The organism is Bradyrhizobium sp. MOS002, assembly GCF_003020115.1.
Taxonomy (GTDB): Bacteria; Pseudomonadota; Alphaproteobacteria; order Rhizobiales; family Xanthobacteraceae; genus Bradyrhizobium.
Window position 1 is genome coordinate 143,967 of record NZ_PYFX01000002.1, and the last position, 24,357, is coordinate 168,323.

General features: G+C 64.8%; 23 protein-coding genes and 1 tRNA gene. 15 read left to right on the forward strand and 9 right to left on the reverse strand.

Annotated features, from left to right (window positions below; genetic code table 11):
- Position 1 precedes the first annotated feature (1 nt).
- Both C7G41_RS05355 and C7G41_RS05360 read left to right on the forward strand, forming a co-directional pair.
- Entirely contained in the window at positions 2 to 754 is a 753-nt protein-coding gene (locus C7G41_RS05355) for a hypothetical protein (protein WP_199198197.1), read from the forward strand.
- Between the two features lie 177 nt (positions 755 to 931).
- Positions 932 to 3,046 (forward strand): acetate--CoA ligase family protein, encoded by a 2,115-nt coding sequence (locus C7G41_RS05360; RefSeq protein WP_106941598.1) that lies wholly within the window; start codon positions 932 to 934, stop codon positions 3,044 to 3,046.
- Positions 3,047 to 3,234: 188 nt separating this feature from the next.
- Here C7G41_RS05360 and C7G41_RS05365 read toward each other — a convergent pair whose 3' ends face one another.
- Genes C7G41_RS05365 through C7G41_RS05375 form a run of 3 tightly spaced genes read right to left on the reverse strand, consistent with a single transcriptional unit; the run spans position 3,235 to position 6,311 of the window.
- Entirely contained in the window at positions 3,235 to 4,053 is an 819-nt protein-coding gene (locus C7G41_RS05365) for an enoyl-CoA hydratase/isomerase family protein (RefSeq protein WP_106941599.1), read from the reverse strand.
- Positions 4,054 to 4,068: 15 nt separating this feature from the next.
- Positions 4,069 to 5,229 (reverse strand): acyl-CoA dehydrogenase family protein, encoded by a 1,161-nt coding sequence (locus tag C7G41_RS05370; protein WP_008133127.1) that lies wholly within the window; start codon positions 5,227 to 5,229, stop codon positions 4,069 to 4,071.
- 17 nt (positions 5,230 to 5,246) lie between these two features.
- On the reverse strand, positions 5,247 to 6,311 hold the full coding sequence (locus C7G41_RS05375; protein WP_106941600.1) for an acyl-CoA dehydrogenase family protein: 1,065 nt from the start codon (positions 6,309 to 6,311) through the stop codon (positions 5,247 to 5,249).
- A gap of 239 nt (positions 6,312 to 6,550) precedes the next feature.
- Between C7G41_RS05375 and C7G41_RS05380 the strand changes: the two genes are divergently transcribed.
- Positions 6,551 to 7,336: an SDR family NAD(P)-dependent oxidoreductase gene (locus C7G41_RS05380; protein WP_106941601.1), complete on the forward strand. Its 786-nt coding sequence runs from the start codon at positions 6,551 to 6,553 to the stop codon at positions 7,334 to 7,336.
- Positions 7,337 to 7,465: 129 nt separating this feature from the next.
- On the opposite strand, the gene C7G41_RS05385 is transcribed toward C7G41_RS05380, so the two are convergent.
- Together C7G41_RS05385 and C7G41_RS05390 are read right to left on the reverse strand one after the other, a co-directional pair.
- Positions 7,466 to 7,738 carry a GlsB/YeaQ/YmgE family stress response membrane protein gene (locus C7G41_RS05385; protein ID WP_080586664.1) on the reverse strand — a complete coding sequence of 91 codons (273 nt, stop codon included), beginning with the start codon at positions 7,736 to 7,738 and terminating at the stop codon, positions 7,466 to 7,468.
- A 33-nt stretch (positions 7,739 to 7,771) separates the two neighbouring features.
- A complete protein-coding gene (locus C7G41_RS05390) occupies positions 7,772 to 8,353 on the reverse strand; it encodes a YidB family protein (protein ID WP_106941602.1) in 582 nt (193 codons plus the stop codon).
- Between the two features lie 158 nt (positions 8,354 to 8,511).
- Here C7G41_RS05390 and C7G41_RS05395 point away from each other — a divergent pair, with 158 nt between their 5' ends.
- A complete protein-coding gene (locus C7G41_RS05395) occupies positions 8,512 to 9,513 on the forward strand; it encodes a 2-dehydropantoate 2-reductase (RefSeq protein WP_106941603.1) in 1,002 nt (333 codons plus the stop codon).
- A gap of 36 nt (positions 9,514 to 9,549) precedes the next feature.
- Positions 9,550 to 9,765 (forward strand): hypothetical protein, encoded by a 216-nt coding sequence (locus C7G41_RS05400; RefSeq protein ID WP_106941604.1) that lies wholly within the window; start codon positions 9,550 to 9,552, stop codon positions 9,763 to 9,765.
- 210 nt (positions 9,766 to 9,975) lie between these two features.
- On the opposite strand, the gene C7G41_RS37665 is transcribed toward C7G41_RS05400, so the two are convergent.
- Positions 9,976 to 10,608: a hypothetical protein gene (locus tag C7G41_RS37665; protein WP_199198198.1), complete on the reverse strand. Its 633-nt coding sequence runs from the start codon at positions 10,606 to 10,608 to the stop codon at positions 9,976 to 9,978.
- 208 nt (positions 10,609 to 10,816) lie between these two features.
- On the opposite strand from C7G41_RS37665, the gene C7G41_RS05410 reads away from it, so the two are divergent.
- The 6 genes from C7G41_RS05410 (at position 10,817) to C7G41_RS05435 (ending at position 15,866) form a co-directional block, all read left to right on the forward strand.
- A complete protein-coding gene (locus C7G41_RS05410) occupies positions 10,817 to 12,334 on the forward strand; it encodes an AMP-binding protein (protein WP_106941605.1) in 1,518 nt (505 codons plus the stop codon).
- 43 nt (positions 12,335 to 12,377) lie between these two features.
- Positions 12,378 to 13,016, forward strand: coding sequence for an RraA family protein (locus C7G41_RS05415; RefSeq protein WP_106941606.1), 639 nt, complete (start codon positions 12,378 to 12,380; stop codon positions 13,014 to 13,016).
- A gap of 28 nt (positions 13,017 to 13,044) precedes the next feature.
- Entirely contained in the window at positions 13,045 to 13,416 is a 372-nt protein-coding gene (locus C7G41_RS05420; RefSeq protein WP_106941607.1) for a cupin domain-containing protein, read from the forward strand.
- A 47-nt stretch (positions 13,417 to 13,463) separates the two neighbouring features.
- Positions 13,464 to 14,420, forward strand: a complete 957-nt coding sequence (locus tag C7G41_RS05425; protein WP_106941608.1) for a tripartite tricarboxylate transporter substrate-binding protein — start codon at positions 13,464 to 13,466, stop codon at positions 14,418 to 14,420.
- 97 nt (positions 14,421 to 14,517) lie between these two features.
- Positions 14,518 to 14,594 (forward strand) — tRNA-Arg (locus C7G41_RS05430).
- 132 nt (positions 14,595 to 14,726) lie between these two features.
- Positions 14,727 to 15,866: an amidohydrolase/deacetylase family metallohydrolase gene (locus C7G41_RS05435; RefSeq protein ID WP_106941609.1), complete on the forward strand. Its 1,140-nt coding sequence runs from the start codon at positions 14,727 to 14,729 to the stop codon at positions 15,864 to 15,866.
- Positions 15,867 to 15,927: 61 nt separating this feature from the next.
- Here the strand turns inward: C7G41_RS05435 and C7G41_RS05440 are convergent, their stop codons facing one another.
- Positions 15,928 to 16,833 (reverse strand): hypothetical protein, encoded by a 906-nt coding sequence (locus C7G41_RS05440; RefSeq protein ID WP_146159749.1) that lies wholly within the window; start codon positions 16,831 to 16,833, stop codon positions 15,928 to 15,930.
- A gap of 390 nt (positions 16,834 to 17,223) precedes the next feature.
- Entirely contained in the window at positions 17,224 to 18,369 is a 1,146-nt protein-coding gene (locus tag C7G41_RS05445; RefSeq protein ID WP_106942166.1) for an acyl-CoA dehydrogenase family protein, read from the reverse strand.
- A gap of 135 nt (positions 18,370 to 18,504) precedes the next feature.
- Here C7G41_RS05445 and C7G41_RS05450 point away from each other — a divergent pair, with 135 nt between their 5' ends.
- The gene (locus tag C7G41_RS05450; RefSeq protein WP_199198199.1) at positions 18,505 to 19,203 is read left to right on the forward strand and encodes an alpha/beta family hydrolase; all 699 of its coding nucleotides are present in this window, start codon (positions 18,505 to 18,507) and stop codon (positions 19,201 to 19,203) included.
- A 4-nt stretch (positions 19,204 to 19,207) separates the two neighbouring features.
- On the opposite strand, the gene C7G41_RS05455 is transcribed toward C7G41_RS05450, so the two are convergent.
- On the reverse strand, positions 19,208 to 20,182 hold the full coding sequence (locus C7G41_RS05455) for a ketopantoate reductase family protein (RefSeq protein ID WP_106941612.1): 975 nt from the start codon (positions 20,180 to 20,182) through the stop codon (positions 19,208 to 19,210).
- Positions 20,183 to 20,336: 154 nt separating this feature from the next.
- Here C7G41_RS05455 and C7G41_RS05460 point away from each other — a divergent pair, with 154 nt between their 5' ends.
- The 3 genes from C7G41_RS05460 to C7G41_RS05470 all read left to right on the forward strand — a co-directional run bounded on the left by C7G41_RS05460 (position 20,337) and on the right by C7G41_RS05470 (position 24,342).
- Entirely contained in the window at positions 20,337 to 21,140 is an 804-nt protein-coding gene (locus C7G41_RS05460; RefSeq protein ID WP_106941613.1) for an enoyl-CoA hydratase-related protein, read from the forward strand.
- A gap of 162 nt (positions 21,141 to 21,302) precedes the next feature.
- Complete coding sequence (locus tag C7G41_RS05465; protein WP_106941614.1) at positions 21,303 to 22,289, forward strand: TRAP transporter substrate-binding protein; 987 nt, start codon at positions 21,303 to 21,305, stop codon at positions 22,287 to 22,289.
- Positions 22,290 to 22,305: 16 nt separating this feature from the next.
- A complete protein-coding gene (locus tag C7G41_RS05470; RefSeq protein WP_106941615.1) occupies positions 22,306 to 24,342 on the forward strand; it encodes a methyl-accepting chemotaxis protein in 2,037 nt (678 codons plus the stop codon).
- Positions 24,343 to 24,357: the final 15 nt, after the last annotated feature.

Sequence of the window (24,357 nt, forward strand, 5' to 3'; positions counted from 1 at the left end):
GATGGCGCCCTATATGCGGTTGCGGCAGATCTGCCTGGTCGCGCCGCAGCTCGCGCCAGTGATCGCGGACATCGCCGACATCATGGGCCTCAGTGTCTGCTACCGCGATGGCAACGTTGCGAAATACGGCCTGGAGAACGCGCTGCTGCCGGTCGACACGATCCTGCTGGAGGTGGTCGCGCCGTTCAAGGACGGCACCACGGCCGGTCGCTTCATCGAGAAGAGCGGCGGCCGCGGCGGCTACATGGCGATCTTCTGCTGCAACGATCCCGACGAGCGCGGCCGTAACGCCAACGCGCTCGGCGTACGCACCGCCAACGTCATCGACCATGCGCCCTATCACGGCGTGCAGCTCCATCCCCGCGACTGCCGCGCCGCCTTCATCGAGTTCAACCACACCGACGGCAGCGACGACATCCTGGGCGCGTATCCGCCGGCGGGCCCCGACTGGCAAAAATTCATCCGTAAGGATGTAACGCAGGCGCTGACTTGCGTGGAGCTGCAGAGTCCGGATCCGATGGGACTGGCCGAGCATTGGGGCAAGATCATCGGTGTTGCGCCGAGTGGCGAAGCCGAACTGAAGTTGCCCAACGCAACATTCCGCTTCGTGAAGGGCGCCAACGAAATCATGAGCGCGCTGGAGTTTCGGGTCACTGATGTTGCCGGCGTGCTGCATGCCGCCAGGGCGAAGGGACATGCCGTTGCAGGCAACGAGTTCTTACTGGGCGGCGTGACGTTCCGGATTGCTGCTTGAGCTCTTGCCTTCGTAGCTCCCAACCCGTCATCCTGAGGTGCGAGCTGTACGGTGCATAGCACCGTGCAGGGAGCCTCGAAGGATGAGCGGCCCGGCCGGTGGCCGTTCATCCTTCGAGGCCTCCGCTACGCTCCGGCACCTCAGGATGACGGGTAGAGATAAGAGCAAGGATTCAACATGCCGCATCCGCTCGATAGCTTCTTTGCACCCGCCAGCATCGCGCTGATCGGCGCCTCGCGCGATCACGAGAAGATTCCGGGCCGGCTGCTGTCGATGTTGCGCAAGAACGAGTACCCCGGAAAGATCTATCCGGTGAACCCGAACTATGCCGAGATCGACGGCCTCATTTGCTACGAATCGATCACGGAGATCGGCGCGCCGATCGATCTCGCAATCATCATGATCCCCGCCCGCGCGGTGCTTGCCGCGCTCGAGCAATGCGCCGCCGTCGGCGTGAAGAATGCCGTGATCATCTCCTCCGGCTTTGCCGAGGAGGGCGGGGAGAGCGCGGCGATGCAGGATTCGATCGCGGCGCTGGCAAGTCGGACCGGTATGCGGATTTCCGGTCCGAACGCCGAGGGCTTTTTCAGCCAGATGCAGCGCGTGGCGGCGACGTTCAGTCCCGCCGTGGACGTCAAGCCGGGCGTAGTGCCGCTGGTCGCCACGACGAAGCGGATCGGCATCGTCGCGCAGAGCGGCGGCATTGGCTTTGCGTATTATCATCGCGCCAGCGCGCTCGGCATTGCCGTGAGCTATGTCGTCAGTGCCGGCAACGAATCCGATCTCGGGGCCGGCGAGTTCCTGGATTACATGGTGCAGGACGCTGCCACCGACGTGATCCTGCTGTTCATCGAAGGCATTCGCGACGTCGACAAGTTTCTCGCGGCAGCACGGCGGGCAGCCGAGCTGAAAAAGCCTGTCATCGTGACGAAGGTCGGCCGCTCCGGCGCCGGGATGCGCGCGGCCGCCTCGCACACCGCGAGCATGGCCGGATGGTCGGCGGCTTATGACGCCGTGTTCGCCAAATATGGCTTCATCGTCTCCAACGACCTCGACGAGGCACTGACGATCGCAGCGGTGCTCGCGAGCAATCCGTTGCCGAAAGGCGATCGCGTCGCCGTCGTCACCGTCTCCGGCGGTGCCGGCATCTGGGGCGCAGATGCCGTGGCGCTGCAAGGCTTGCAGGTGCCGGAGCTCTCCGAGAAAGTCCAGACGGAGATCAAGGCGCTGATGCCGTCCTACGGCACTGCGCGCAACCCGATCGACGTCACGGCGCAGGGCGTGACCTCGGGCGGCCTGCAGAAGAGCGTCGATGTGCTCACCGCGTCCGACGAGATCGACGCGATCCTGGTCGTGCTGTCGCTGTCGAGCGAAGTCCGCAAGCCCTTCAGGGAAGCCGAGCTGACGCCGGTGCTGGCCGCGCAGCACAAACCGGTGGTGTTCTATTCCTACACGGTGCCGTCCGATTTCGCGCGGCGCGAGCTCGCCAAATCCGGCGTCGTGGTGCTCTCGGGTCTCACCCATGTCGGCGTCGCGATGCGGCAGCTCGTCGACTACGCCAACTTCAAACTGCGGAAGCCTCCGGACGGGGCACAAGTCCCCGTGCGGGACATCTCCGCGCACCTGCAATCGCCGACTCTCTCGGAAGCTGACAGCAAGGCGTTGCTCCGCGCCGCGGGTATTGCGCTGCCGGACGAAGTGCTGGTGAAGGACAAGGGCGAGCTCGACGAAGCCGTGGCCCGCGTCGGCTTTCCGCTGGTGATGAAGATCCAGTCGCCGGACATCGCGCACAAGAGCGAGGTCGGCGGCGTGCGCGTCAACATCACCACCAAGGGCGAAGTGTTTCTGGCGTTCGAGGCGCTGCTCGACAACGCGCGCAAGCACAGGCCTGAGGCGGCGATTCAGGGTGTGCTGGTCTGCCCGATGGCCGAGCGGGGCGTCGAGATCATCATCGGCACGATGACGGACAAGACGTTCGGGCCGATGGTGATGGTGGGCCTCGGCGGCATCACGACGGAGCTATTCCGCGACGTCGTCTACCGCCCGGCGCCGGTGAGCGCGGAAGAAGCCGGAACGATGCTGGCGCGCTTGAAAGCCGCGCCGCTGCTGACAGGATTTCGCGGGGCGGCGAAGGCGGATGTTGCGGCCGTGTCGCAGTTGATCGCGGATATCTCCGTGCTCGCCGCGCGGCATGCAGAGGAGATCGCGGAGGTCGATCTCAACCCGGTGCTGGTGCACGCCGAAGGGCAGGGTGTGACGATCGTGGATGCGCTGGTGGTTGGGAGGAGATAGTAGTCGCAATTAACGCCGTCGTCCCGGCGAAGGCCGGGACCCTTAACCACAGGCAGTGGTTTGGCGATGACTCGTAGTTACCAGCGTCGCGCGACAACTGCTCCCTCGGGGTATGGGTCCCGGCCTTCGCCGGGACGACAGCGGAGATTGTGGAGACGATAGAGCAACACGGCGAAACGCTGCCGCAATCACCGCCCCCTGAAATTCGCCGTCCGCCGCTCCTCGGTCGCCTTCACGCCTTCCTTGAAGTCTTCCGTCGCGCGCAGCCGGGTCTGCTCCTCGAGCTCGTGATTGGTCGCCGCCATCACGCGATCGGCGAGGCCGGCGCGCATCGTCGCGCGGGTGGAGACGAGGCCGAGCGGGGAGCATTCGGCGATTTCGCCGGCGAGCTTCAGTGCGGCCGCCTTGACCTGGTCCTGCGGCACGAGTTCGTTGGCGAGGCCCCATTTGAAGGCCTCTTCGCCGGTGACGCGGCGGCTGGTGTAGAACATCAGCTCGGCGTTGTTCTTGCCGATCAGCTCGGGCAGCGTCACGGTCAGGCCGAAGCCGGGATGGAAGCCGAGCTTTGTAAAGTTCGCGGAGAAGCGCGCTTCGGGGCAGGTGACCCGGAAGTCCGCGGACACCGCGAGGCCCAATCCGCCGCCGATCGCGGCGCCCTGCACGGCCGCGACGATCGGCTTCTTGGCGCGGAAGATGCGCACGGCCTGGATGTAGAGATGGTTGATCGCCCCGAGGCTGTCGGCCGGATCGCCCTTGGCCGTCTTATCGGCTTCGCGCGCCTCCTGCGCCTGCCGTGCCGGATCCTGGAAATTCGCGCCGGCGCAAAATGCTTTGCCCTGCGCCGACAGCACCGAACTGCGGATCTCGATGTCGCGATCGAACTCGTCGAGCGCGTCCGCGATCTGGTTGATCAGCGATATGTCGAAGAAGTTCAGCGGCGGGCGGCGGATCTCGATGGTGCCGACGTGACCAACTTTTTCGACGCCGATATCTTTATAGGTGCTCATGATGTCCTCGAAGAGTTAGCGCAAGCCAAGCCCGCGGGCGATGATGCCGCGCAGCACCTCGGTGGTGCCGCCCTGGATGGTGAGTTTCGGCGCGGTCTTGATCGCGAAGTCGAGCTGCCGCTCCAGCGTCTCGCGGTTGGTCGCGGTCTCCTCGACGAAGGCGGCGAGATCGCGCACGCGGTGCGGAAGCTGCTGCTCCCACACCGTGCCGATGTCCTTGACGATGGAGGCCTCGACGACCGGCTCCTTGCCGGCTTGCAGCATGCCCGCGACCGAGACCGACATGCGCCGCATGGTGTGGAGCTGCGCCACCAGCCGGCCGATGCCTTCGGCACTGCGGGTGTCCGGATTGGGACCAACCGCGCGAACCAGCTCGGTCAGCACGTAATAGGTCTCCAGGAAGCGCTCGGGGCCCGAGCGCTCATAAGCGAGCTCGCTCGTCGCCTGCTTCCAGGCGCCGTCGACTTCGCCGAGCACATGATCGTCAGGCACGAAGAAATCGGTGAAGACGACCTCGTTGAACTCGTACTGGCCGGTGATCTGGCCGATCGGGTTCACCTGGATGCCGGGCTGCTTCATCTTGACCAGGAACTGGGTCAGGCCGTGACGGCGGTTTTCCTTGGTCGGCTGCGACGTCCGGAAGATCGCGATCATGTAGTCGGCGATGTGCGCCGACGAGGTCCAGATCTTGGTGCCGTTGATGAGATAGCCGCCGTCGGTTTTGGTCGCTCGCGTCTTCGCGGCGAACAGGTCGGAGCCGGAGTTCGGCTCGCTCATACCGATCGCAAAGCAGATCTCGCCGCGGCAAATGCGCGGCAGGATGTCCATCTTGATGTGCTCAGGCGCGTATTTGATCAGCACCGGCCCGCTCTGGCGGTCGGCGACGAAGAAGCGCCGCGTCGGCGCGTTGGCGACGCGCATCTCCTCCGTCACCACGTAACGTTCGAGGAACGAGCGCTCCTGGCCGCCATATTTCTTCGGCCATGTCATGCCGAGCCAACCCTTGGCGCCGACCCGGCGGGAAAATTCCGGCGCGTCGGTGTCTTCGCGGTTGGGCTTGTGCGGATCGAAGGTGCCGGCGGCGATTTCCTCGGCGAGGAAGGCGCGCACTTCCTTGCGCAATTGCTCGCATTTCTCGGGCAGACGGATCGGATCGAAACGGAGGGCAGCGGTCATTGTTGTCTCGTCCCTGATCAGCGCGAAGCCACGAGGGGCCACAATTCGTCGGCGCCGCGGTTTGCGACGAGCTTGCCGAGCTCGACGGCCCAGTGGCTTTCCGAACCGAAATCGTCGCGCCAGGCCAGTGCCCGCAGCGAATAGCGGTGCAGGATGTGCTCCAGGGTGAAGCCGATCGCACCGTGGACCTGATGCGCGATGGCGCCGCCCTTTTCCGCGGCTTCCGCGCAGCGGATTTTTGCCGAGGCGGCTTCGAGGTAGACCGCGTCGTCGAACGACTTTGCGTTGGCGATAGCGTCAGCCGCGGAGGTCGCTGCGGCAAGGGCGGCAGCAGACTCGCCGGCAAGGCGGGCGAGATTGTGTTGCACTGCCTGGAATTTCGAGATCTTCTTCTCGAACGCGACGCGCTCGTTGGAATAGCGCACGGAGATGTCGAGCATCGATTCCAGCGCGCCCGCGATCTGAAGGCTGCGCGCGACGCCGCCCATCAGCATCATTGTGGTCTGGTCAAAGCCGCTCGGGGCGGGCTTGATGGCGACCGGCTGAACCTTGTCGAGCGTGACGGTGTCGCTGTGGTCGTAGCCGACATTGAGGCCGGTCTCGATCCGACCCTTGCTCGCATCGACCAGCGCGATCGAGGCGCCGTCCTTGCCGTGGACCAGCACTGCGAAGTGCCTTGCCGCCTTTGCGAAGGGCACGCCGCGGGCGCGGCCGGAGAGCGCACCATCGGCATCGCGCGTGATCCGATCCTTCGGGGATGCAGGCAGCACCGTCATTTCGCCCTCGGGGGATGCGATCTTCGCCTGCGCCAGCAGCCAGCCGGCGAGCATGGTCTCTGCCAGGGGAACCGCGACTGCGAAACGGCCGGCCGCATTCAGCAGCGCAAAGCCGTCGGCCAGGCTCGCGCCGGAGCCGCCGAGATCGTCCGGCACCCAGGCCAACGGCAAGCCGGCCTCGCTCAGCGCCTGCCAGAGTGGCGCCTGCCATGAATCCTTCTTGTCGTTGTTGACGGTCTGCGGATCGGCGAGATCGGCGAAGATTTTCTCCGCGGTCTCGACGACGATATTGTCACTCTCCGCCACAGCGTTCCCCGTGTTTTGGCATTGGCGCATCCGGCCCCCGTGGGGGTCGGCGCGCAGGTTCTTCTTGCGCCCGATGATCCGAAAAAGCCATGGCCCTGACAAGCGTTGATCGCAGGTCAACCTGCGGCGCGGGCATGGGCGATGAGCTAATTCCGCTTAGCGGAGTTTGCTCGATTTGCAGGCCGCCGCAAACTCGCTAAACAGAACGTCGATAGTCAATCAAGGGGAAGGAAATCCGGATGGCAAAGGACAGTTTGTGCGCAATCGTGACGGGGTCCGCCTCCGGCCTGGGTGCTGCGACCGCGGAAATTCTCGCACGGAGCGGGGCGCGGCTCGTCATCAACTATTCCTCGAGCCAGAAGGACGCGGAGGCGACCGCGGAGCTGTGCCGCAAGGCGGGCTCACCGGAAGTTCTGGTCGCGCAGGGCGACGTCTCGAAGGATGACGATTGCCGCAAGATCGTTGCGGCAGCTGGCGGCTGGGGCCGGCTCGACGTGCTCGTCAACAATGCCGGCACCACCAAGCATGTCGCCCATGCCGATCTCGACGGATTGTCGGCGGAGGATTTCCAGCGCCTCTACGGCGTCAACACCATCGGCCCGTTCCAGATGGTGCGCGCGGCGCGCAGCCTGCTCGAGGCCGGCGCCAAGGCCTCGGGGCGGCCGTCCGCCGTGGTCAACATCTCCTCGGTCGCCGGCATCAGCGGCGTCGGATCGTCGATCGCCTATGCCGCAAGCAAGGGCGCGCTCAACACGATGACGCTGTCGCTGTCGCGCGCGCTGGCGCCGCTGATCCGCGTCAACACGGTGTGTCCCGGCTATATCGATACGCCCTGGTTCACCAAGGGCCGCGGCGAGGCGGGCGCCAAGCAGGTGCGCGACAGCGTCGTGGCGAAGGTGCCGCTGAAGGTCGCATCATCGGCGGAAGACATCGCGCAGCTCGTCTGCTTCCTGGCAATGCCGGCCTCCAGCAACATGACCGGCGAGGTCGTGCGCATGGATGCGGGGATGCATTTGGTGACGTGAAGTCGTCATTGCGAGCGAAGCGAAGCAATCCAGACTGCCTCCAAGGCAACACTCTGGATTGCTTCGTCGCAAGAGCTCCTCGCAATGACGATGTGGAGGCCGTGTGCCTTCCCCAGACGCCTTGGCGTGCTACCCCTTGATCACGCCGCTCGCCACCAGCCGGTGCCAGATGAACAGCACCACCACGGCGCCGATAGTAGCCATGATGAAGCCCGCGCCCTGGTCGGGACTATAGTGCCCGATGGCCTGGCCGATGAAGGTGGCGAGAAACGCGCCGGCGATGCCGAGGATGGTGGTGAGGATGAAGCCGCTCGGATTGTTCGGTCCCGGCGCCAGCCAACGCGCGATCAGGCCGGCGATGAAGCCGACGACGATGATCCACAACAAGCCACCCATGCTCATGTCCGTGCTTCCCTCGGTTTGACTAAACTAAAATCAGACTCTGCCCGCGATCTCTTGCTCGGTCGGCAGCCGTCCGTCCGGCGTCAGATGATCGACCACCTGCGGCAGATACTGGCTGAGGCCCGAGAGCAGCTCGTCACGCGACAGGCCGCTCTGGGCGGACAGGCTCTCGATCTGGTCGGCGCCGAGCGCATTGGCGAGATCGCCTGGCGCGATCGCCTTGTTCTCGCCCTTGCCGACCCAGGTATTGGCGGCATCGCCATGACCGCTCTGCTGGAGCTGGTTGAGGAGATCGCCGAGCCCGCCGCTGAGCACGCTGCCGGCTGCGCCGCCCGCGAGCAGGCCGCCAAGGCCGCCCTTCAACAGGTCACCGAGGCCGCCGCCAGCGCCCGCGTTCACCGGCGGAGGGAGATGCGTCGGCGTCGGTGCCGGGGACGGTTGCGGCGCGCTGCCGGTCTGGCTGCCGCTCAAATGCTTGAATGCCTTCCAGGCGAGCAGGCCAAGGAGCGCCATGGTCATGGGCGACATGCCGCCGCTGGATGAGGATTGTGAACTCGGCGTGCTTTGGCCGCGCGGGCCGTTCTGCATGCCGTTGAGGACGTCGAGCAAACCCATGGCGTTCTCCTGTGGCGCTTTCTTGCCGGTAACAAGCCCCGTTCGAAAACATATGAGGCCGTCATGACGGTTACAAGGCGATTGCGCCGCAACTGCGGGAATGGGCAGCAGGCACAGCCTCTGCTATCGAGGGCAGACCGTTAAGGGGGCAAGCCAAGGTGATGACGGATCGACCGATCGTGGTGGCCGGCGCGGGCGCCATCGGATGTTTCGTCGGCGGCACCCTCGCGGCTGCGGGCCGCCGTGTCGCGTTCTTGGTGCGGCCGCGGGTGAAGACCGAGATCGAGCGGTTCGGCCTGCTTCTGACCGATTTCGACGGCTCCGAGAAGAAGCTCGACCCGGGCCAGCTCGCGCTGTCGGAAGATCCCGCGATCTTCCACAGCGCCGGCATCGTGCTGGTCACGGTGAAGAGCGCCGATACTGCCGCTGTCGCCGATCAGATCGCGCAGCATGCGCCGCAGGACGCCGTCATCGTCTCGCTGCAAAACGGCGTTGGCAATGTCGCGGTTTTGCGCGAGCGCCTCGGCGGCCGCCGCGTGCTCGCCGGCATGGTGCCTTTCAACGTGGTCGGGATGGGCGAGGGCCGCTTCCACCGCTCGACCTCCGGCGACATTCATGTCGGCGAAGACGACGCGAACACCGCCGCAGCGCTGTGGGTGCCGGGGCTCGCCATGCGCGCGAGCCGCGACATCACCGGCGTGCAATGGGGCAAGCTGATCATCAATTTGAACAACGCGCTCAGCGCCTTGTCCGATATGCCGCTCGCCGCGCAATTGGCGAACCGCGAATGGCGAAGGCTGTTCGCCGACCAGATGGCGGAGGGGCTGGCTGCGATGAGGGCCGCCGGCATCACACCGGTTTCGGCGACACCGATCCCTTCGTCCTGGACGCCCACTCTGCTGAGACTGCCTGATCCGATTTTCAACCTGATCCTGGGAAGGACCATGAAGATCGATCCCGAGGCGCGTTCCTCTATGTGGCAGGATTTGAAGCAGGGCCGCAAGACCGAGATCGACTATCTCCAGGGCGCGATCATCGCGCTCGCCGAGCAGAACAGTATCGACGTGCCGCTGTCGCGCCGCATTGTTGCGCTGATCAAGGAGGCCGAGAGCGCGGGCAAGGGCTCGCCGCGGCTGACGCCGCAGCAGATTCGCGGGTAACGCATGAGTGCAGGCTGCGCGACGGGAGGAGCAACGATGAAGCGTCGTCTGATGTTCGGATTCGCGCTGGCCGTGCTCTGCACCGCGTCCTCGGTCGCGGAGGCCCGGCCGCCGACGGTCATGAACTCTCCCGGCTATGACAGGCGATTGCAGGAGAGCAGGTCGCAATTGGGTAATTCACCGACGACAACGGCGCCGGTGAATGCCACGGTAGCAACTCCCAAGCGCAGCAAGAAGAAGCCTCCGAACTGAGGCGCGGCTTTGGGTGTGAGTTGGACGGCTTAGACCACATCTTCAGTCGTCGTCCTGGCGAAGGCCGGGACCCATAACCACCGAATTGCATTTGGCCAAGACTCGCGGTTACCAGTCTCTCGCCACAACTACTCCCTGTGGTTATGGGTCGCGGCCTTCGCCGGGACGACGGCGGAGGGTGTAGCTCTGCCGGAATGACACCAAAGAAGCTCAGCCCTTCTTCGCGGGCTTGCTCGGCGTCGGGCTGAACAGCTTCTTGATATCGTTCAATCCATCCGACAGTCGCGGCCATTCGCAGGAGAACGAGCCCTTGGTGCAGGGTGCGCCCTTCGGCCGCGGCCGCGCGTCGCCGATGGTGGCCTGCTGGACTTTCGGCCGCTCGACCGGCACGGGCACGCGCTCGACCTCGGTTCGCAACGCGACCTGCTGGAGCTGCTGCAGCTGTTGTTCCTGCTGCTCGCGCTGCTGGCGCGCGGTGGCCTGCGCGGCTTCATTGCTGCGGCGCTGATTGGCGAGATAGGCGGTGTAGGATTCGTCGATCTTCTTCTGCTCCTCCGGCGTCGGATTGGGGCCGGCGATGTCGAAGGTGCGGTCCTGGAGGAAATCGTAATAGGAATAGCCGCCGCCTGCCTTGCGCCGGCCGGCGAATTTGGCATTGCAGTCGGCAAGCGCAGCCGTCTTCTCGGATTTGGTCGTGGCTTTCTCGGCGGCGTCGGCGCAGGCCTCGAAGTCAACAGGCGCGCGCTTCCACCATTGTGCCTGGGCATGCGACGGCGCCAGCAGAAAAAATCCTGCTGCGGCAACGACAAGCGCCGCACGACGCGATGCAACTACGTCCGACATTCTACGAGAGCATTCCTTGCAAAACTCAACCCAAACTGAGTCGGGCTGATTTTTGCCCCTTTATGGCCGGCTTGTCACCCATGGAACCCGGGAATTTCATGGCTGCGATGCTGACATTTTTTGCTTGACGTGGCGCAGGAGTCACAGCGTCACTTCATCCTGCGCTCGCCTCATTGGCGACGCCAAGAAAACGAAGTGGAAACGCCTGATGCTGCTGCCCCTGTCCGACGTGCCGCGCTGGTACGCCGAGCGCAAACCGCAAGGCACGATCGCCGTCCGTCACGGGCAGGATACGCTGACATGGGACGCGCTTGAGCGCGGCGCCAACCGGCGCGCGCGGGCGTTCATGGCCAAGGGCGTCAAGCCCGGCGACTTCGTCGCGATCGGTTTGCCCAACGGCAATGCGTTCTTCGAGACCTCGTTTGCGGTGTGGAAATGCGGAGCGACGCCGACCTCGCTGTCATGGCGGCTGCCGCGCGGCGAAGCCGCCGCGGTGCTCGACATTCTGAAGCCGGCGCTGGTGGTCGGCGGCGAAGCCGACTGGAACGCGCCGAACCGTCTGCCGGCGGATTTCGTGCCGGAAGGATTTTCGGACGAGCCGCTCAGTCCACCGGTGGCGCGCTACTGGAAAGCCATGACCAGCGGCGGATCGACCGGGCGGCCGAAGGTGATCCTCGATCACCAGCCGGCGGTGATCGACACGGGCGCCACGCCGCCGCTCAACATCCCCTTCGGCGTCTCGCTGCTCAATCCCGGTCCGCTCTATCACAATGCGCCGTTCATCGTGTCGCATTACGCGCTGTTCACCGGCGGCCAGCTCACCGGCCTCGTCAAGTTCGATGCCGAGGAGGCGCTACGGCAAATCGCGCGCGAGCGCGTGCAATGGGTCAATTTCGTGCCGACCATGATGCACCGGATCTGGGCGCTGCCGGAGCACGTGCGCAACGCCTACGATGTGACGAGCCTGCAGACCGTCTTCCACATGGCGGCTCCGATGCCACCCTGGCTGAAGGAGAACTGGATCGCATGGCTCGGGCCTGAGCGGATCTGGGAGCTCTATGGCGGCACTGAGCGACAAGGCTCCTGCATCATCTCCGGCACGGAATGGCTGACGCACAAGGGCTCGGTCGGCAAGATCGGCGAGACGGCGCGCTTGCGCATCATTGGCGAAGACGGCAACGACGTCGCGCCGGGCGAGAGCGGCGAGATCTATTTCCTCAACAATGACGGCAAGGATGCGACCTATCACTATCTCGGCGCCGAGCCGAAGCGCCGCGCCGACGGCTGGGAATCGCTCGGCGATATCGGCAGGCTGGATGCGGAAGGCTACCTTTATCTCGGTGACCGTCTCGCCGACATGGTGCTGCGCGGCGGCGCCAACATCTATCCCGCCGAGGTCGAAGCCGCCGTCTCCGAGAGCCCCGGCGTGCGCTCCTGCGTTGTGGTGGGATTGCCCGATCCTGAACTGGGCCAGCGCGTGCATGCCATCATCGAGCCGGAGGGCGATGCGGACGGTCAGGCCATCGCCGACGGCATGGCCGATTTCCTGAAAGAGAGGCTCAGCCGCTACAAGCATCCGGAAAGTTTCGAGCTCGTCAGCGCCCCGCCGCGCGACGATTCCGGAAAAGTTCGCCGTACGCTGTTGCGCGACGAGCGCGCAACATGGATGAAGGAGGGGCGCGCCTTCCGGATTTGGCCGGCGAAGGCGCGGGCGGACGCAGAGTAAAGGGCACACGCCAAGTAAGACAATGACGGAAGGATTTTGGGACATGACCATCACCATCGCCGCGAACTCTGTGCCGAAGCCGCCGGCCGAGATCATCGAGGGTTTTCGCGGTGCGCCGACCTCGGTCATTTCGGACAATCTCGGCCGGCTGCCGGGCGCAGTGGGGCTCAAGCCCTATCACCGCGGCGCCAAGCTGGTGGGCACGGCCTTCACGGTCCGCACCCGTCCCGGCGACAATCTCGCCATCCACCGCGCGCTCGAGCTTGTGGGCCCCGGCGACGTCATCGTGGTCGATGGCGGGGGCGATGAGACCCGCGCGCTGGTCGGCGAGATCATGAAGAACATCGCGCAGTGGCGCAAAGCCGAAGGCTATGTCATCGACGGCGCGATCCGCGACGTCGCGGCGTTCGCGGCCGATGACTTTCCCTGTTATGCCCGCGCGGTGATCCACCGCGGCCCCTATAAGAACGGCCCCGGCGAGATCAACGTGCCCGTCTCAATCGGCGGCAGCGTGATCTCGCCCGGCGACATCGTCGTCGGCGACGAGGACGGCGTGGTGTCTTTTGCCGCCGCCGGTGCTGCGGTGCTGCTCGACGCCGTGCGGGCCCAGGTCGCGCGCGAAGAGGAGACGCTGAAGGCGATTCGCGAGGGCCGTTATCAGGGCTCGTATGGCAAATCCTGATCAGCGAAAAAAAGAAAGGGAGGATGGCGTGAGCCAGAAGGACGAATTCCACAATCTCGACGATACCGGCGACGGGCTGTTTCGCGAGCTCGCGGCGGGGGTGACCACGCGCATCTTCTCCGGCGAGCAGGCGATGCTGTCGGTGGTGACGCTGGCGCCGCATGCACAAGGCACGCTGCACCATCATCCCGAGGAGCAATGGGGCGTGCTGCTCGACGGCTCTGCCATCCGCGTCCAGGGCGATGAGGAGATTGCCGTGAAGAAGGGCGATTTCTGGCGCACGCCCGGCAACGTGCCGCACACCATGCGCGCCGGCCCCGACGGCGCCCGCGTGCTGGACATCTTTAGTCCACCGCGGCCAGAATACAGAAAAGCGGGATCCGGTTTCGGAACGACTTAAAGCGCCAAGAGCAAAAGCCGGGCGCGAGAAAACAGGGGAGGGATAACATGACGATCACACGACGCACGCTGCTCGCAGCGCCGGCTATTCTCGCAATGACGCCGGCGTTGGCGCAGGCTTCAAAAATCACGCTGGTGGTGCCGTTTCCGCCGGGCGGATCGACCGACGCGATGGCGCGGCTGCTCCAGAGCCATCTGCAAACCAAGCTCAACCGCATCGTCATTGTCGAGAACAAGTCGGGCGCCGCCGGAGCGCTCGGCGCGGCGCAGGTCGCCAAGAGCCCGCCTGACGGCTCGACGTTCCTGGTCACCTTCGATTCCCACGCGGTGATCCCCTCCATCCTCGACAAGCCGCCCGTCGATGTCGAGCGCGAACTGATGCCGGTGTTGCTGGTGGGCACCGCGCCCTACGTGATCGCCGCAGGCGCGGGCCGTCCCTACAAGAGCTTTGCCGACGTGGTGGCGGCCTGCAAGGCGACACCCGGCGCGGTGAAATACGCCTCCGTCGGCATCGGCACGCTCGGCCATCTCGCCATGACCGTGCTCGGCAACAAGGCCGGCGTCGAGATCATGCACGTGCCCTATCGCGGCGGTGGCCCCGCGATGAACGACGTGCTCGGCGGCCATGTCGATCTGATCGCGGGCTCGGCGGCGCTGGTCGCAGCGCAGCTCGGCACCAACATGCTGCGTCCGATCCTGCAGCTCGGCCGCGAGCGGCTGCCCGGCCTGCCGGATACGCCGACCGCGATCGAGGCGGGCTTTCCGGATTTCGAGACGCTGGCCTGGTGGGGCATCTTCGCGCCCACGGGCACGCCGCCGGACATCGTCGCCGGCCTCGCGACGGCGTCCAAGGAGATCCTGAGCGAGCCCGCCACCGCCGCCCAGCTCAAGGAAACGCAGCAGATGACGCTGCTGCTCGAGGATGGCCCCGCTTTCAAGACCTTCTTCGACAAGCAGGTCGCCATTTGGGGCAAGGTGGTGAAGGACAACAATATCAGGGCGTGAGGCGACCGGCAGCCCTCCGCATTGAGCAACGCGGAGGGCTTCCGATCCCGCCTCCGCTTTGATATGAAGCCCCGGTAACCCGCTCTGCGGGTTCCGCGGTCCCGTAGCTCAGCCGGATAGAGCGACGGTTTCCTAAACCGTAGGTCGGAAGTTCGAGTCTTCCCGGGATCGCCAGTTTTTCATCAGTCGCCGTCACGGTTTGCCACGCCGATCGGCGCAAAAATTGCTAGAAGCAAACGGCTTCCTTGCTGGCCCGGCTGATGTGCCCGCCAGCCACGCCCCACTATATCCCATCCGGAGACCACAATGCCTTTCGACTTGATCCTGCGCGGCGGCCGTGTGGTCGACCCGTCCCAGAAGCTCGATGCCGTGACCGATGTCGCCTTTTCCGGCGGCAAGGTCGCTGCGATCGGCACCGGGCTCAAGGCCGATCCGGGCACGGACGTGCGCGACGTGTCTCGCTACATCGTGACTCCGGGACTGATCGATCTCCACACCCATGTTTATTGGGGCGGCACGTCACTCGGCATCGATGCCGAGGAATTTTGCCGCCTCTCCGGCGTCACCACCGCGGTCGATACCGGCAGCGCGGGGCCCGGCAATTTCGCGGGCTTCCGCAAGCATGTGATCGAGCCGAGCCAGGTCCGCATTCTCGCTTATCTGCACGTCTCGCATGCCGGCATTTTCGGCTTCTCGCACCGGATCATGGTCGGCGAGAGCGAGGAGCTGCGGCTGATGAACCCGATCGAGGCGGCCAAGGTGGCCGACGCCAACCGCGACCTCATCGTCGGCATCAAGGTGCGCGTGGGCTTGCACTCGTCGGGCACGTCAGGCGTCGTGCCGCTCGATATCGCGCTCGAGGTTGCGAACGAGGTCGGCATGCCCCTGATGGCGCATATCGACCATCCGCCGCCGAGCTACGAGGAGGTGCTGGCGCGCCTGCGCCCCGGCGACGTGCTCACCCATGCGTTCCGGCCCTTCCCCAACACGCCCGCGACCGCGCAGGGCACGGTGAAGCGGGCGGTGCTCGACGCGCGCGAGCGCGGCGTGCTGTTCGACATCGGCCACGGCAAGGGCTCGTTCGCGTTCAAGACCGCGCGCGCCATGCTCGCCAACGGCTTCTATCCGGACACGATCTCGTCCGACATTCATCAGCTCTGCATCGACGGCCCGGCCTTCGATCAGGTGACGACCCTGTCGAAGTTCCTGTGCATGGGCATGCCGCTGTCCGACGTCATCGCAACCTCGACGGTCAACGCCGCGATGGCGCTGCGGCGGCCCGAGCTCGGCAGCCTCAAGCCGGGCAGCGTCGGCGACGCCACGCTGATCTCGGTGAGGGAAGGCCAGTTCGACTATGAGGACGTCGTCGGCGAACACCTGACCGGCGACCGCAAGATCGTCTCGGAAGGCGTCGTCATCGGCGGCCGCTGGTGGCATCCGAATTGATCGGTGCCGGCCGGGGATTTCGGGGCGTCACGGTCTGGCAGGCGGCAGCATTGTCCGCCTGCTATTGTGCGGCCCTTTTGCGTTGCTCGGCTGCGAGACAGTCGTTCTCCTTTTGAAAGAGGCCGAGCAATCGCGCGCTGACGTTAAGCAAAGGCTGCTGCATAGCCGCGAGGTAGTCGAAGGTCCGCCAATTCCCGCTGCCCCGATATAGTGCCAAAGTCTGGATGTCCGTCGTTCGTGAAATGGCGTCGTTCTGAAACGAGATGATCGAGGACTCGGCAACCTGTTTGTGGAAGTTCAGGGAATCCGTGTCCAAGTGCGCGAGATGTTCTTCGCTCGGCTCGAAACGCGCGGCGAACATTGGTTCCGCGATCTCGCGAGCGTCCGCGACACCGATCGATGCAAGCGTTCGGCGCATGTACTCCTGGCAGAAGTCGTGCCGCACCAGCTCGTCGTGCACGGCCAGGTCGAGGCCGGGAGACTTGTCGTTCCTCAGCTCCTTCTCGAGCTCGTAGAAGCTTCGAGCGCTGACGCCGAGGGCCGCCAGTTCGCGCTGGACTGGCTCGCTCTGCAGGATCTTTATCTTCGTGCGCACTTCCCAATGCGCCGTTCGTTCAAAATGCGAACCGTCGTCCAGATAATACATCAATGGACCGTCGATCCTGACGGCTCGCAGCGCGAGGTCGGTGACATCGCGCAGAATGTCGGATTTCAACAGATCGCCCGGTGCGATTTCACCCGGCGTCTTGCCGGGCAATAGCGGGCATCTGGCCTCCTCATAGGCCTGCGCTACCAGCTCTGAACAGAACAGGTCTCCGCGCCCTTTCTTGCGGAAGGCGGCGATCCGCGCACCGATTGCCCCGGACAGCGAATAGTCGCGCGAGAAATATTGGTGCCCACGATTCGCAGCCGATTGTGCACGCCACGGCCCATCCACGACGTCGAGATTGAGCCTGAGGAGCTTCACGTTGCTCCTCGAGCGTACTCCAGTCGGACCGAGAGCTAATCTGCAGACCCCGGTTCCAACCGCTTCGATCATCAAGCCTGGCTCGACGCACAGAGCCGCGTGACTGAACGGTGTCCGGCTCCCCGCCCGGATCGCGGTACTTATGAACGTCGAAGGATCAAGCAGGTTCAGCGGAACTCTGGTGAGAAGGATGTCGCCGGGGCAGACGAGCTTTGGAATGAAGACGAAAGCCCTTTCCGAAGATGTCCCGCTGGACCATGGTGCGCCCGGGGATGGCATCTTGGCCGTACGTTGATTTCCCATGACATTCCGCCCGTCCTTTGCCTGACGTCGGACGACGTTAGCATGCCGCCGCGATGATCGCAGCCATTGGCGTTCTATCCTGTCATGCTACAACGACCTGGCGATCAACAGCTTCATGATCTCGTTCGTCCCGCCATAGATCTTCTGGATGCGGGAATCGATGAAGATGCGCGAGATCGGATATTCCTGCATGTAGCCGTAGCCGCCGAACAGCTGCAGGCATTCGTCGGCGGTCTCGACCTGCTTCTCCGAGCACCAGTATTTCGCCATCGACGCGGTGACGGTGTCGAGGTCCTTTGCGACCAGCCGCTCGATGCACCAGTCGACGAAGACGCGCGCGATCATCGCTTCGGTCTTGCGCTCGGCGAGCTTGAAGGCGGTGTTCTGGAAATCCATCAGCGGCTTGCCGAACGCCTTTCGTTCCTTGGTGTAGTCGACGGTGAGTTTGATCGCGCGCTCCATCGCGGCGACCGCGCCGACCGCGAGCGCGAGGCGCTCCTGCGGCAATTGCTGCATCAGCTGCACGAAACCCTGGCCCTCCTCGCCGCCGAGCAAATTGTCCGGCGGGACCGCGACGTTGTCGAAGAACAGCTCGGACGTGTCGGAGGCATGCAGGCCGATCTTGTCGAGGTTGCGCCCGCGCTTGTATCCATCCGCGCCTGCGGTCTCGACCACGATCAGCGAAATGCCCTTGGCGCCGACATCGCCGGTGCGCGCGACCACGATGACGAGATCGGCGGCCTGGCCGTTGGTGATGAACGTCTTCTGTCCGTTGATGACGTAGGTGTTGCCCTGCTTCCTGGCCGTGGTTTTGACGGCCTGCAAATCCGAGCCGGTGCCGGGCTCGGTCATGGCGATGGCGCCGATCATCTCGCCACTTGCCATCTTCGGCAGCCAACGCTTCTTCTGCTCTTCCGAGCCGTAATTGAGGATGTAGTGCGCGACGATGGCGCTGTGCACGGAGACACCGGTCGTCAGCTCCGGTACCGTGCTTTCGAGGTCGTCGAGCACGGCGGCATCATAGGCGAAAGTCGCGCCCAACCCGCCATATTCCTCCGGCACGCTTGCCAGCAGCGCGCCCATCTCGCCGAGCCCGCGCCAGGCAAAGCGGTCGACCATCTTCTGCTCGCGCCATTTTTCGGCATGCGGGGCCAGATCCTTGGCAAGATATTTCCGAAACTGGTCGCGGAAGATTTCGAGCTCTTCGGTCATCCAGGAGGAGCGGTAGGACATGGTCACCTCGGTCAATGCGGTTTGCCGGCTTGGTAGGCCAGGGCTTGGTAGGCTATGGCTTGGCGGCAATTATTGTGTTTTCAGGCTGCGCCCGTGACGCTACCAAGGCGACCGGAGCAGCGTCTATCGGGATCGTTGATTGTGGCTGTCAAAACCCAAACCGTCAAAACCCAAGAGCTCAAGCTCGACATCGCGCGCATCGGCACGGTGTCAGCGATCCTGATCCAGCCGGACAATGCGCGCGCCTGTTACGTGCTGGCGCATGGCGCCGGCGCAGGGATGCGGCATGCATCGATGGACAAGATTTCGGAGGGACTCGCTGCTCGCGGCATCGCGACCTTCCGCTTCAATTTTCCCTACATGGAGAACAGGCTGGGCCGTCCCGACCAGCCGGCGGTCGCCCACGCCACGATCCGCGCGGCAGTCGAGGAAGCCGCCCGGCTCTGCCCCGACTTGAAGCTCGTCGCCGGCGGAAAATCGTTCGGTGGTCGCATGACCTCGCAGGCGCAATCGAAGACTCCACTGCCTGATGTCAAAGGGCTCGCTTTCCTCGCCTTTCCCCTGCACGCCGACAAGAAGCCGTCGACCGAGCGCGCCGAGCACCTGGCCCGTGTCGAGATCCCGATGCTGTTCCTGCAAGGCACCCGCGACGGGCTCGCCGACCTGGGCCTCCTCAAGCCGGTCGTCGCGGCGCTTGGTCCGAAGGCGACGCTGCATGAGGTCGAAGGTGGCGATCATTCCTTCGCGGTGCTGAAAAAGTCGGGCCGCAGCAATGAAGAGGCGCTGACAGAGGTGCTTGATACGCTCGCGGCCTGGATCGACAAACTCGCTTGAAATCTCACGACGAATAAAGCCCTTTGTCGCGCGCCTTCTGGATCGCGAGCGCTGCAATGAGATCGAGGGTCGGCGTCGACAGGCCGGCGGCGCGCGCGAAGGCGGCGGGCGCCCTGACCAGCACGTCGATCTCCATGGCGCGGCCGAGCTCGTAATCCTGCAGCAGCGACGGCTTGTGATTGGGGGCGGGGCCGCTGCGCGATACGCGCTTGACCTCGGGAATGAAGTGCTGGGCGATCTCGTTGGCCTCGTTCAGCATCCGCGGAATGACGTCCGCAAAGGCGGGGTCATCGCGCACGCCGCGCGCGGTCTGGCCGGTGAGCAGGCACAGCACCGACAGCGACATGTTGGTCAGCAGCTTTGACCAGATCGCCTCGCGGATATCGGCGATCGGCGGCGATTCCAGCCGCGCGTCGTTGAAAACACCGCGGAGCGTCGTGATGCGCTCGCAATTGCGATCGTCGCATTCGCCGATCAGCAGGCGATTGCGGTCCGGCGTCAGGTTCTGCACCACGCCGGGCGCGGTCACCTCGTTGGAGGAGAAGACCACGCCGCCGACGATCCGCTCTTTCGGAATGCAGGCGCGCAACCGCCCGCCGGGGTCGAGGAAGGAAATGTCGGGCGGGGTCGGGTGCCGCGGCGGCAGGCCGATCCCGTACCACCAGGGAATGCCGTTCTGCGCAAAGACGATCGCGGTGTCCTCCTGAAGCAGCGGCTTGAGGCTGGAGACCAGCCCGGTCAGTGCGGTCGCCTTCAAGGTGCTGATCACAACGTCCTGGGGCCCGAGCTGGGCCGGATCGCCTGACGCGTTCACCTTGGCGGAAACCTCGGAATCGCCGACGCGCAGCTTGAGGCCGTTGGCCCGGACCGCTTCCAGGTGAGCGCCGCGCATCACGCACGAGACCTCGTGGCCGGCGCGGGCCAGCCTGACCGCGATATGGCTGCCGACGGCGCCCGCGCCGAAAATGCAGATGCGCATGTGATGTCCGTCCCTGATCCCTTGATGCCGCCCTGCGGCAGCATGACACAAGCCGCCATGCGATGGACGCGGCTGCCCTACGCTCGAAAGATATGGATCAAGGCGCGAAGCCTCGGTCATAGTGCGCGCCAAACAAACGAGCGGAGGAATACCGATGACCGACAGCCCCGTCCTGTGGACCCTGGATGCGCGTGGGGTTGCGACCGTCACGTTGAACCGTCCCGAAGTGAACAATGCCTATGACGGCGCATTGATCGCGGGCGTGCTCGCGGCCATGGACGATCTCGGCAGCAAGCCCAACCTTCGCGTGGTCGTGCTCCGGGGCAATGGCAAGCATTTCCAGGCTGGCGCCGACCTCAAATGGATCAACGGCGTGCGGCCGCAATCGACCGAGGCCAACGAGGCGGCGTCGCGTGCGACGTTCGAGGCGGTGCAGCGGCTCAACACGCTGCCGATCCCGACGGTCGCGCTGGTGCAGGGCGGCTGCTTTGGCGGCGGCACCGGCGTGATCGCAGCCTGCGACGTCGTGATTGCGGCGGACAACGCCCTGTTCTCAATCACCGAAGTGCGCTGGGGTCTGACCGCGGCCATCATCATCCCGCAGCTCTGCGATGCCATTGGTGTGCGGCAAGTCCGCCGCTACGCGCTGACAGGTGAACGTTTCGGCGCCGAGGACGCCCGCCGCATCGGCCTCGTCCACGAGGTGGTGCCGCTCGCCGATCTCGAGGCCGCCGGCGCCAAGGTGGTCGAGCAGTTGCTTGCCAATGGACCCGAAGCGATGGCCGAGACCAAGCGCCTCGCGCTGGAGAGCTCGTTCGGCGGAATGGCGGTGGACGATGCCGCCTACAAGCGGCTCGTGCATCTGCATTCGCTGAAGCGACAGAGTGCAGAAGCCGCGGAAGGGTTGGCGTCGTTCGCCGAAAAGCGCGCGGCGAATTGGAGCGGCGGCAAGGTCTGAGCGCGCCGCTCAGCGGCAGCCCGATACGATCTGCATCGTGCATCATCCCCAAATCTTGTCCGCGGGACCGATTCGAATCCCCGTAATTCCGCGGGGCCGTCCTTAAGAGTTCAATCATTCCCGGCCATTATGGTTACGACAATTGTCACGCCATGGTGTCGAATGCGCAGAGAAGTTCTGGGATTTTGGAAGGCCGGATCGATCGTCGCGGCGGCAACGCTGCTGGTCCTGCATCCGGTTGCCGCTTCACCTCGGCTGGTCTCTCTGGCGTTCAATTCCCAGCTTGGGAGCCCGCAGCAGATCGGGGCGGATGAGTTTCGCCAGAAGCTGGTGGCATTGGCCGGCAAGCACATCGTGATCGACCAGCGCGCCACCAATGCGCTCGGTAGCGAGAACGCCATTCTCGCGGCGACGCAGTCCGGCGCCGTCGATATGGCGGTGCTGTCGGGTTCGGTGGTCAGTGCGGTCGTCCCCGAACTCGGCGTGTTCGACATTCCTTTCCTGTTTCGCGATACGGCTCACGCCAAGGCCGTGGCGCAAGGTCCGGCCGGCGCGGCAATCGCCGCCAAATTCGGCGATAAGGGGCTGACCTTGCTGGCGATTGGCCGACAGGGCTTCCGCAACGTCACGAATTCCAAACGGCCCGTTCGCACGCCCGAGGATATCAAGGGTCTGAAGATCCGTGTCATCCCGAATCCGATCTATCAGATGACGTTCAAGGCGCTCGGTGCCGAAGTGGTCCCGATGGAATTTCCGCTGGTCTATACCGCGCTCAAGGACGGCCGGCTCGATGGGCAGGAAAATCCGGTGCCAACCATTGCCGGCTCCCGTCTCTATGAAGTCCAGAAATACCTCACATTGACCGGCCACTTCTTCGCGCCGATCGTGTTCATCGCCAACCGTGCCATGTTCGAGCAGCTCAGTCCGGCCGACCAGGCCACGCTGATCGCGCAGGCAAAGGCGGGGGCGGAGGCGACATGGCAGGCAAAGCTCGATGCCGCGTCGCTCGAGCAGGTGCGCAACGGCGGCATGGACGTGATCGAGAAATTCGATCGCCAGCCCTTCGTCGACGCGGTCAAGCCGCTCGATCAGGAGTTCGAGAAGCGGTTCGGCAAGGATCTGCTCGCCACCATCCGGTCCACCCAGTAAGGATTTCGGGATTCCAATGAAATTATCGCACATGATGTCCCGGGTCGGCGTCCGTCCGCGCGTGTTTGGCGGTTTCGCGCTGGTTCTGAGCTTTCTGGTCCTGCTCGCGGGCTTCGCCGTGGTCCAGGTCGAGCGGATCGGCGGGACGGTCAATGACCTCGTTACCAGCGCTGCTGGCGACGCCGGCATGTCGCAGGCGCGTGCCGCGCTCTTGGAAGCGAACTCGGCGGTCGAGAAATTCATCCGGACCTGGAATGTCGGCGACAAGGATGCCGCAGCCAAGGCGATCGACGGCGTGGGCAAACTGGCCGATCAGGCCGATCGGCAATTCGGCAAGCTGCAAGCGATCGCGGAAGGCATCGGCCCGGTCAAGACGGCGCTGGAAACCTATCGTTCGTCGTTCACCGCGGCGGCAGATGCCGCGGATCGGCTGCGCGCCGCCACCACGAAGGCCGACGCCCAGGGCGCGGCCGCCGGCCTCAATGTCAGCGGCATTCAGGTTGCGCTTGCCAATCGCTCGGATGATGCGGAGCGGCTTGTCAACCCGATGCGCCTGGCCGGCGTTGTCGACGCGCTGCGCGTCACCGTGATGCGCTATGGGGCCACTTTGTCGACGGGCGATGCCGACGACGCCAAGCAGGCGTTGTCCTACGCCCAGTTGGCGATCGCAGACACCGAGGCTGAGCTGGCGACAGCGGACGCCCCCAAATTGAAGACGCTGGTCGCAGCACTCAAGACCGCGATCGCCGCCGACGCGACGGCGCTCGAAGAGGTCATCAAGGTCGCCGCCGATCTGCGCGCCAGGCAGGCCGAACTGAAGAAGGCGAGCGCGGCGATCGACGATCAGGTCAACAAGATCAATGCAAAGCTCGGCACCGTGCGCGCCGAGCAGGGTGACAAGACCTCGGCAGCGGTCGATCAAACCAAACAGACAGTTATCGCGACCGCGGCCGGCGCGCTGCTGCTGGGCGCGGTGCTCGCATGGTTGATCGGAGCCAGCGTATCCGGCCCAATTCGCGGCATGACGGACCGGATGCAATCGCTGGCGGCGGGCGAGCTCGATGAGCCGATTCCGGGCGGCGAATCGCGTGACGAAATCGGCCGCATGGCGCGTGCCGTCGAGGTATTCCGCGAAAATGCACTGGCGGTTCGTCGCATGGAAGGTGAGGCCACGTCCCAGCGCGAAGCCGCCGAGGCCGACCGTGCCCGCATGATGTCTGATCTTGCCGGCCGCTTCGAGCAGGGCATGCAGGGGGTGATCGCCGGTGTCGGTGGCCGCGCCGACGACATGGGGCGCAGCGCCGAGGAGTTGGCAAAAGTCGCCGAGCGTGGTCGCGGGCTCGCCGAAGCGGTCGCGACCCGCGCCGAGCAGGCATCGATGAACGTGCAGACCGTCGCCTCCGCCACCCAGCAACTCGCGGCCTCCATCCGTGAAATCTCGAGCCAGGTGCACCGCTCCGTCGCGGTCTCGAATCGGGCGACCGACGAGACCAACCGCACCTCCGATTTGATCCATGGGCTGTCGGATGCGGCTGAAAAGATCGGCACCATCATTCAATTGATTCAGGCCATCGCCAGTCAGACCAATCTGCTGGCGCTGAACGCGACCATCGAAGCGGCGCGCGCCGGTGACGCCGGCCGGGGCTTCGCGATCGTCGCCAGCGAGGTCAAGAGTCTCGCGACCCAGACAGCGCAGGCGACCGAGCAGATCGCCAGCCAGATCGCGACGATCCAGAGCGCGACCGGCCAATCGGTCCAGGCGATCAAGCAGTTCGGCACCACCGTCAAGGAAATGGCCGACATCGCCACCGCGATCGCCGCGGCGGTCGAAGAGCAGGGCGCGGCAACGGGCGAAATCGCGCGCAACGTCGAAGAGGCGGCCAACGGCACCACGGCGGTGACGCAGGAGATCGGTCAGGTGCGCGCGGTGGCGGGCGAGACCGATGCCGGTGCCGAAGCCGCTCTTACGGTCGCGGCAGCCCTGAAGCAGCAGGCGGATTCAATGAAGTCGAACGTCGACGATTTCCTCCACACTATCCGCTCGGCGGCCTGAATTCCCGGAGACATC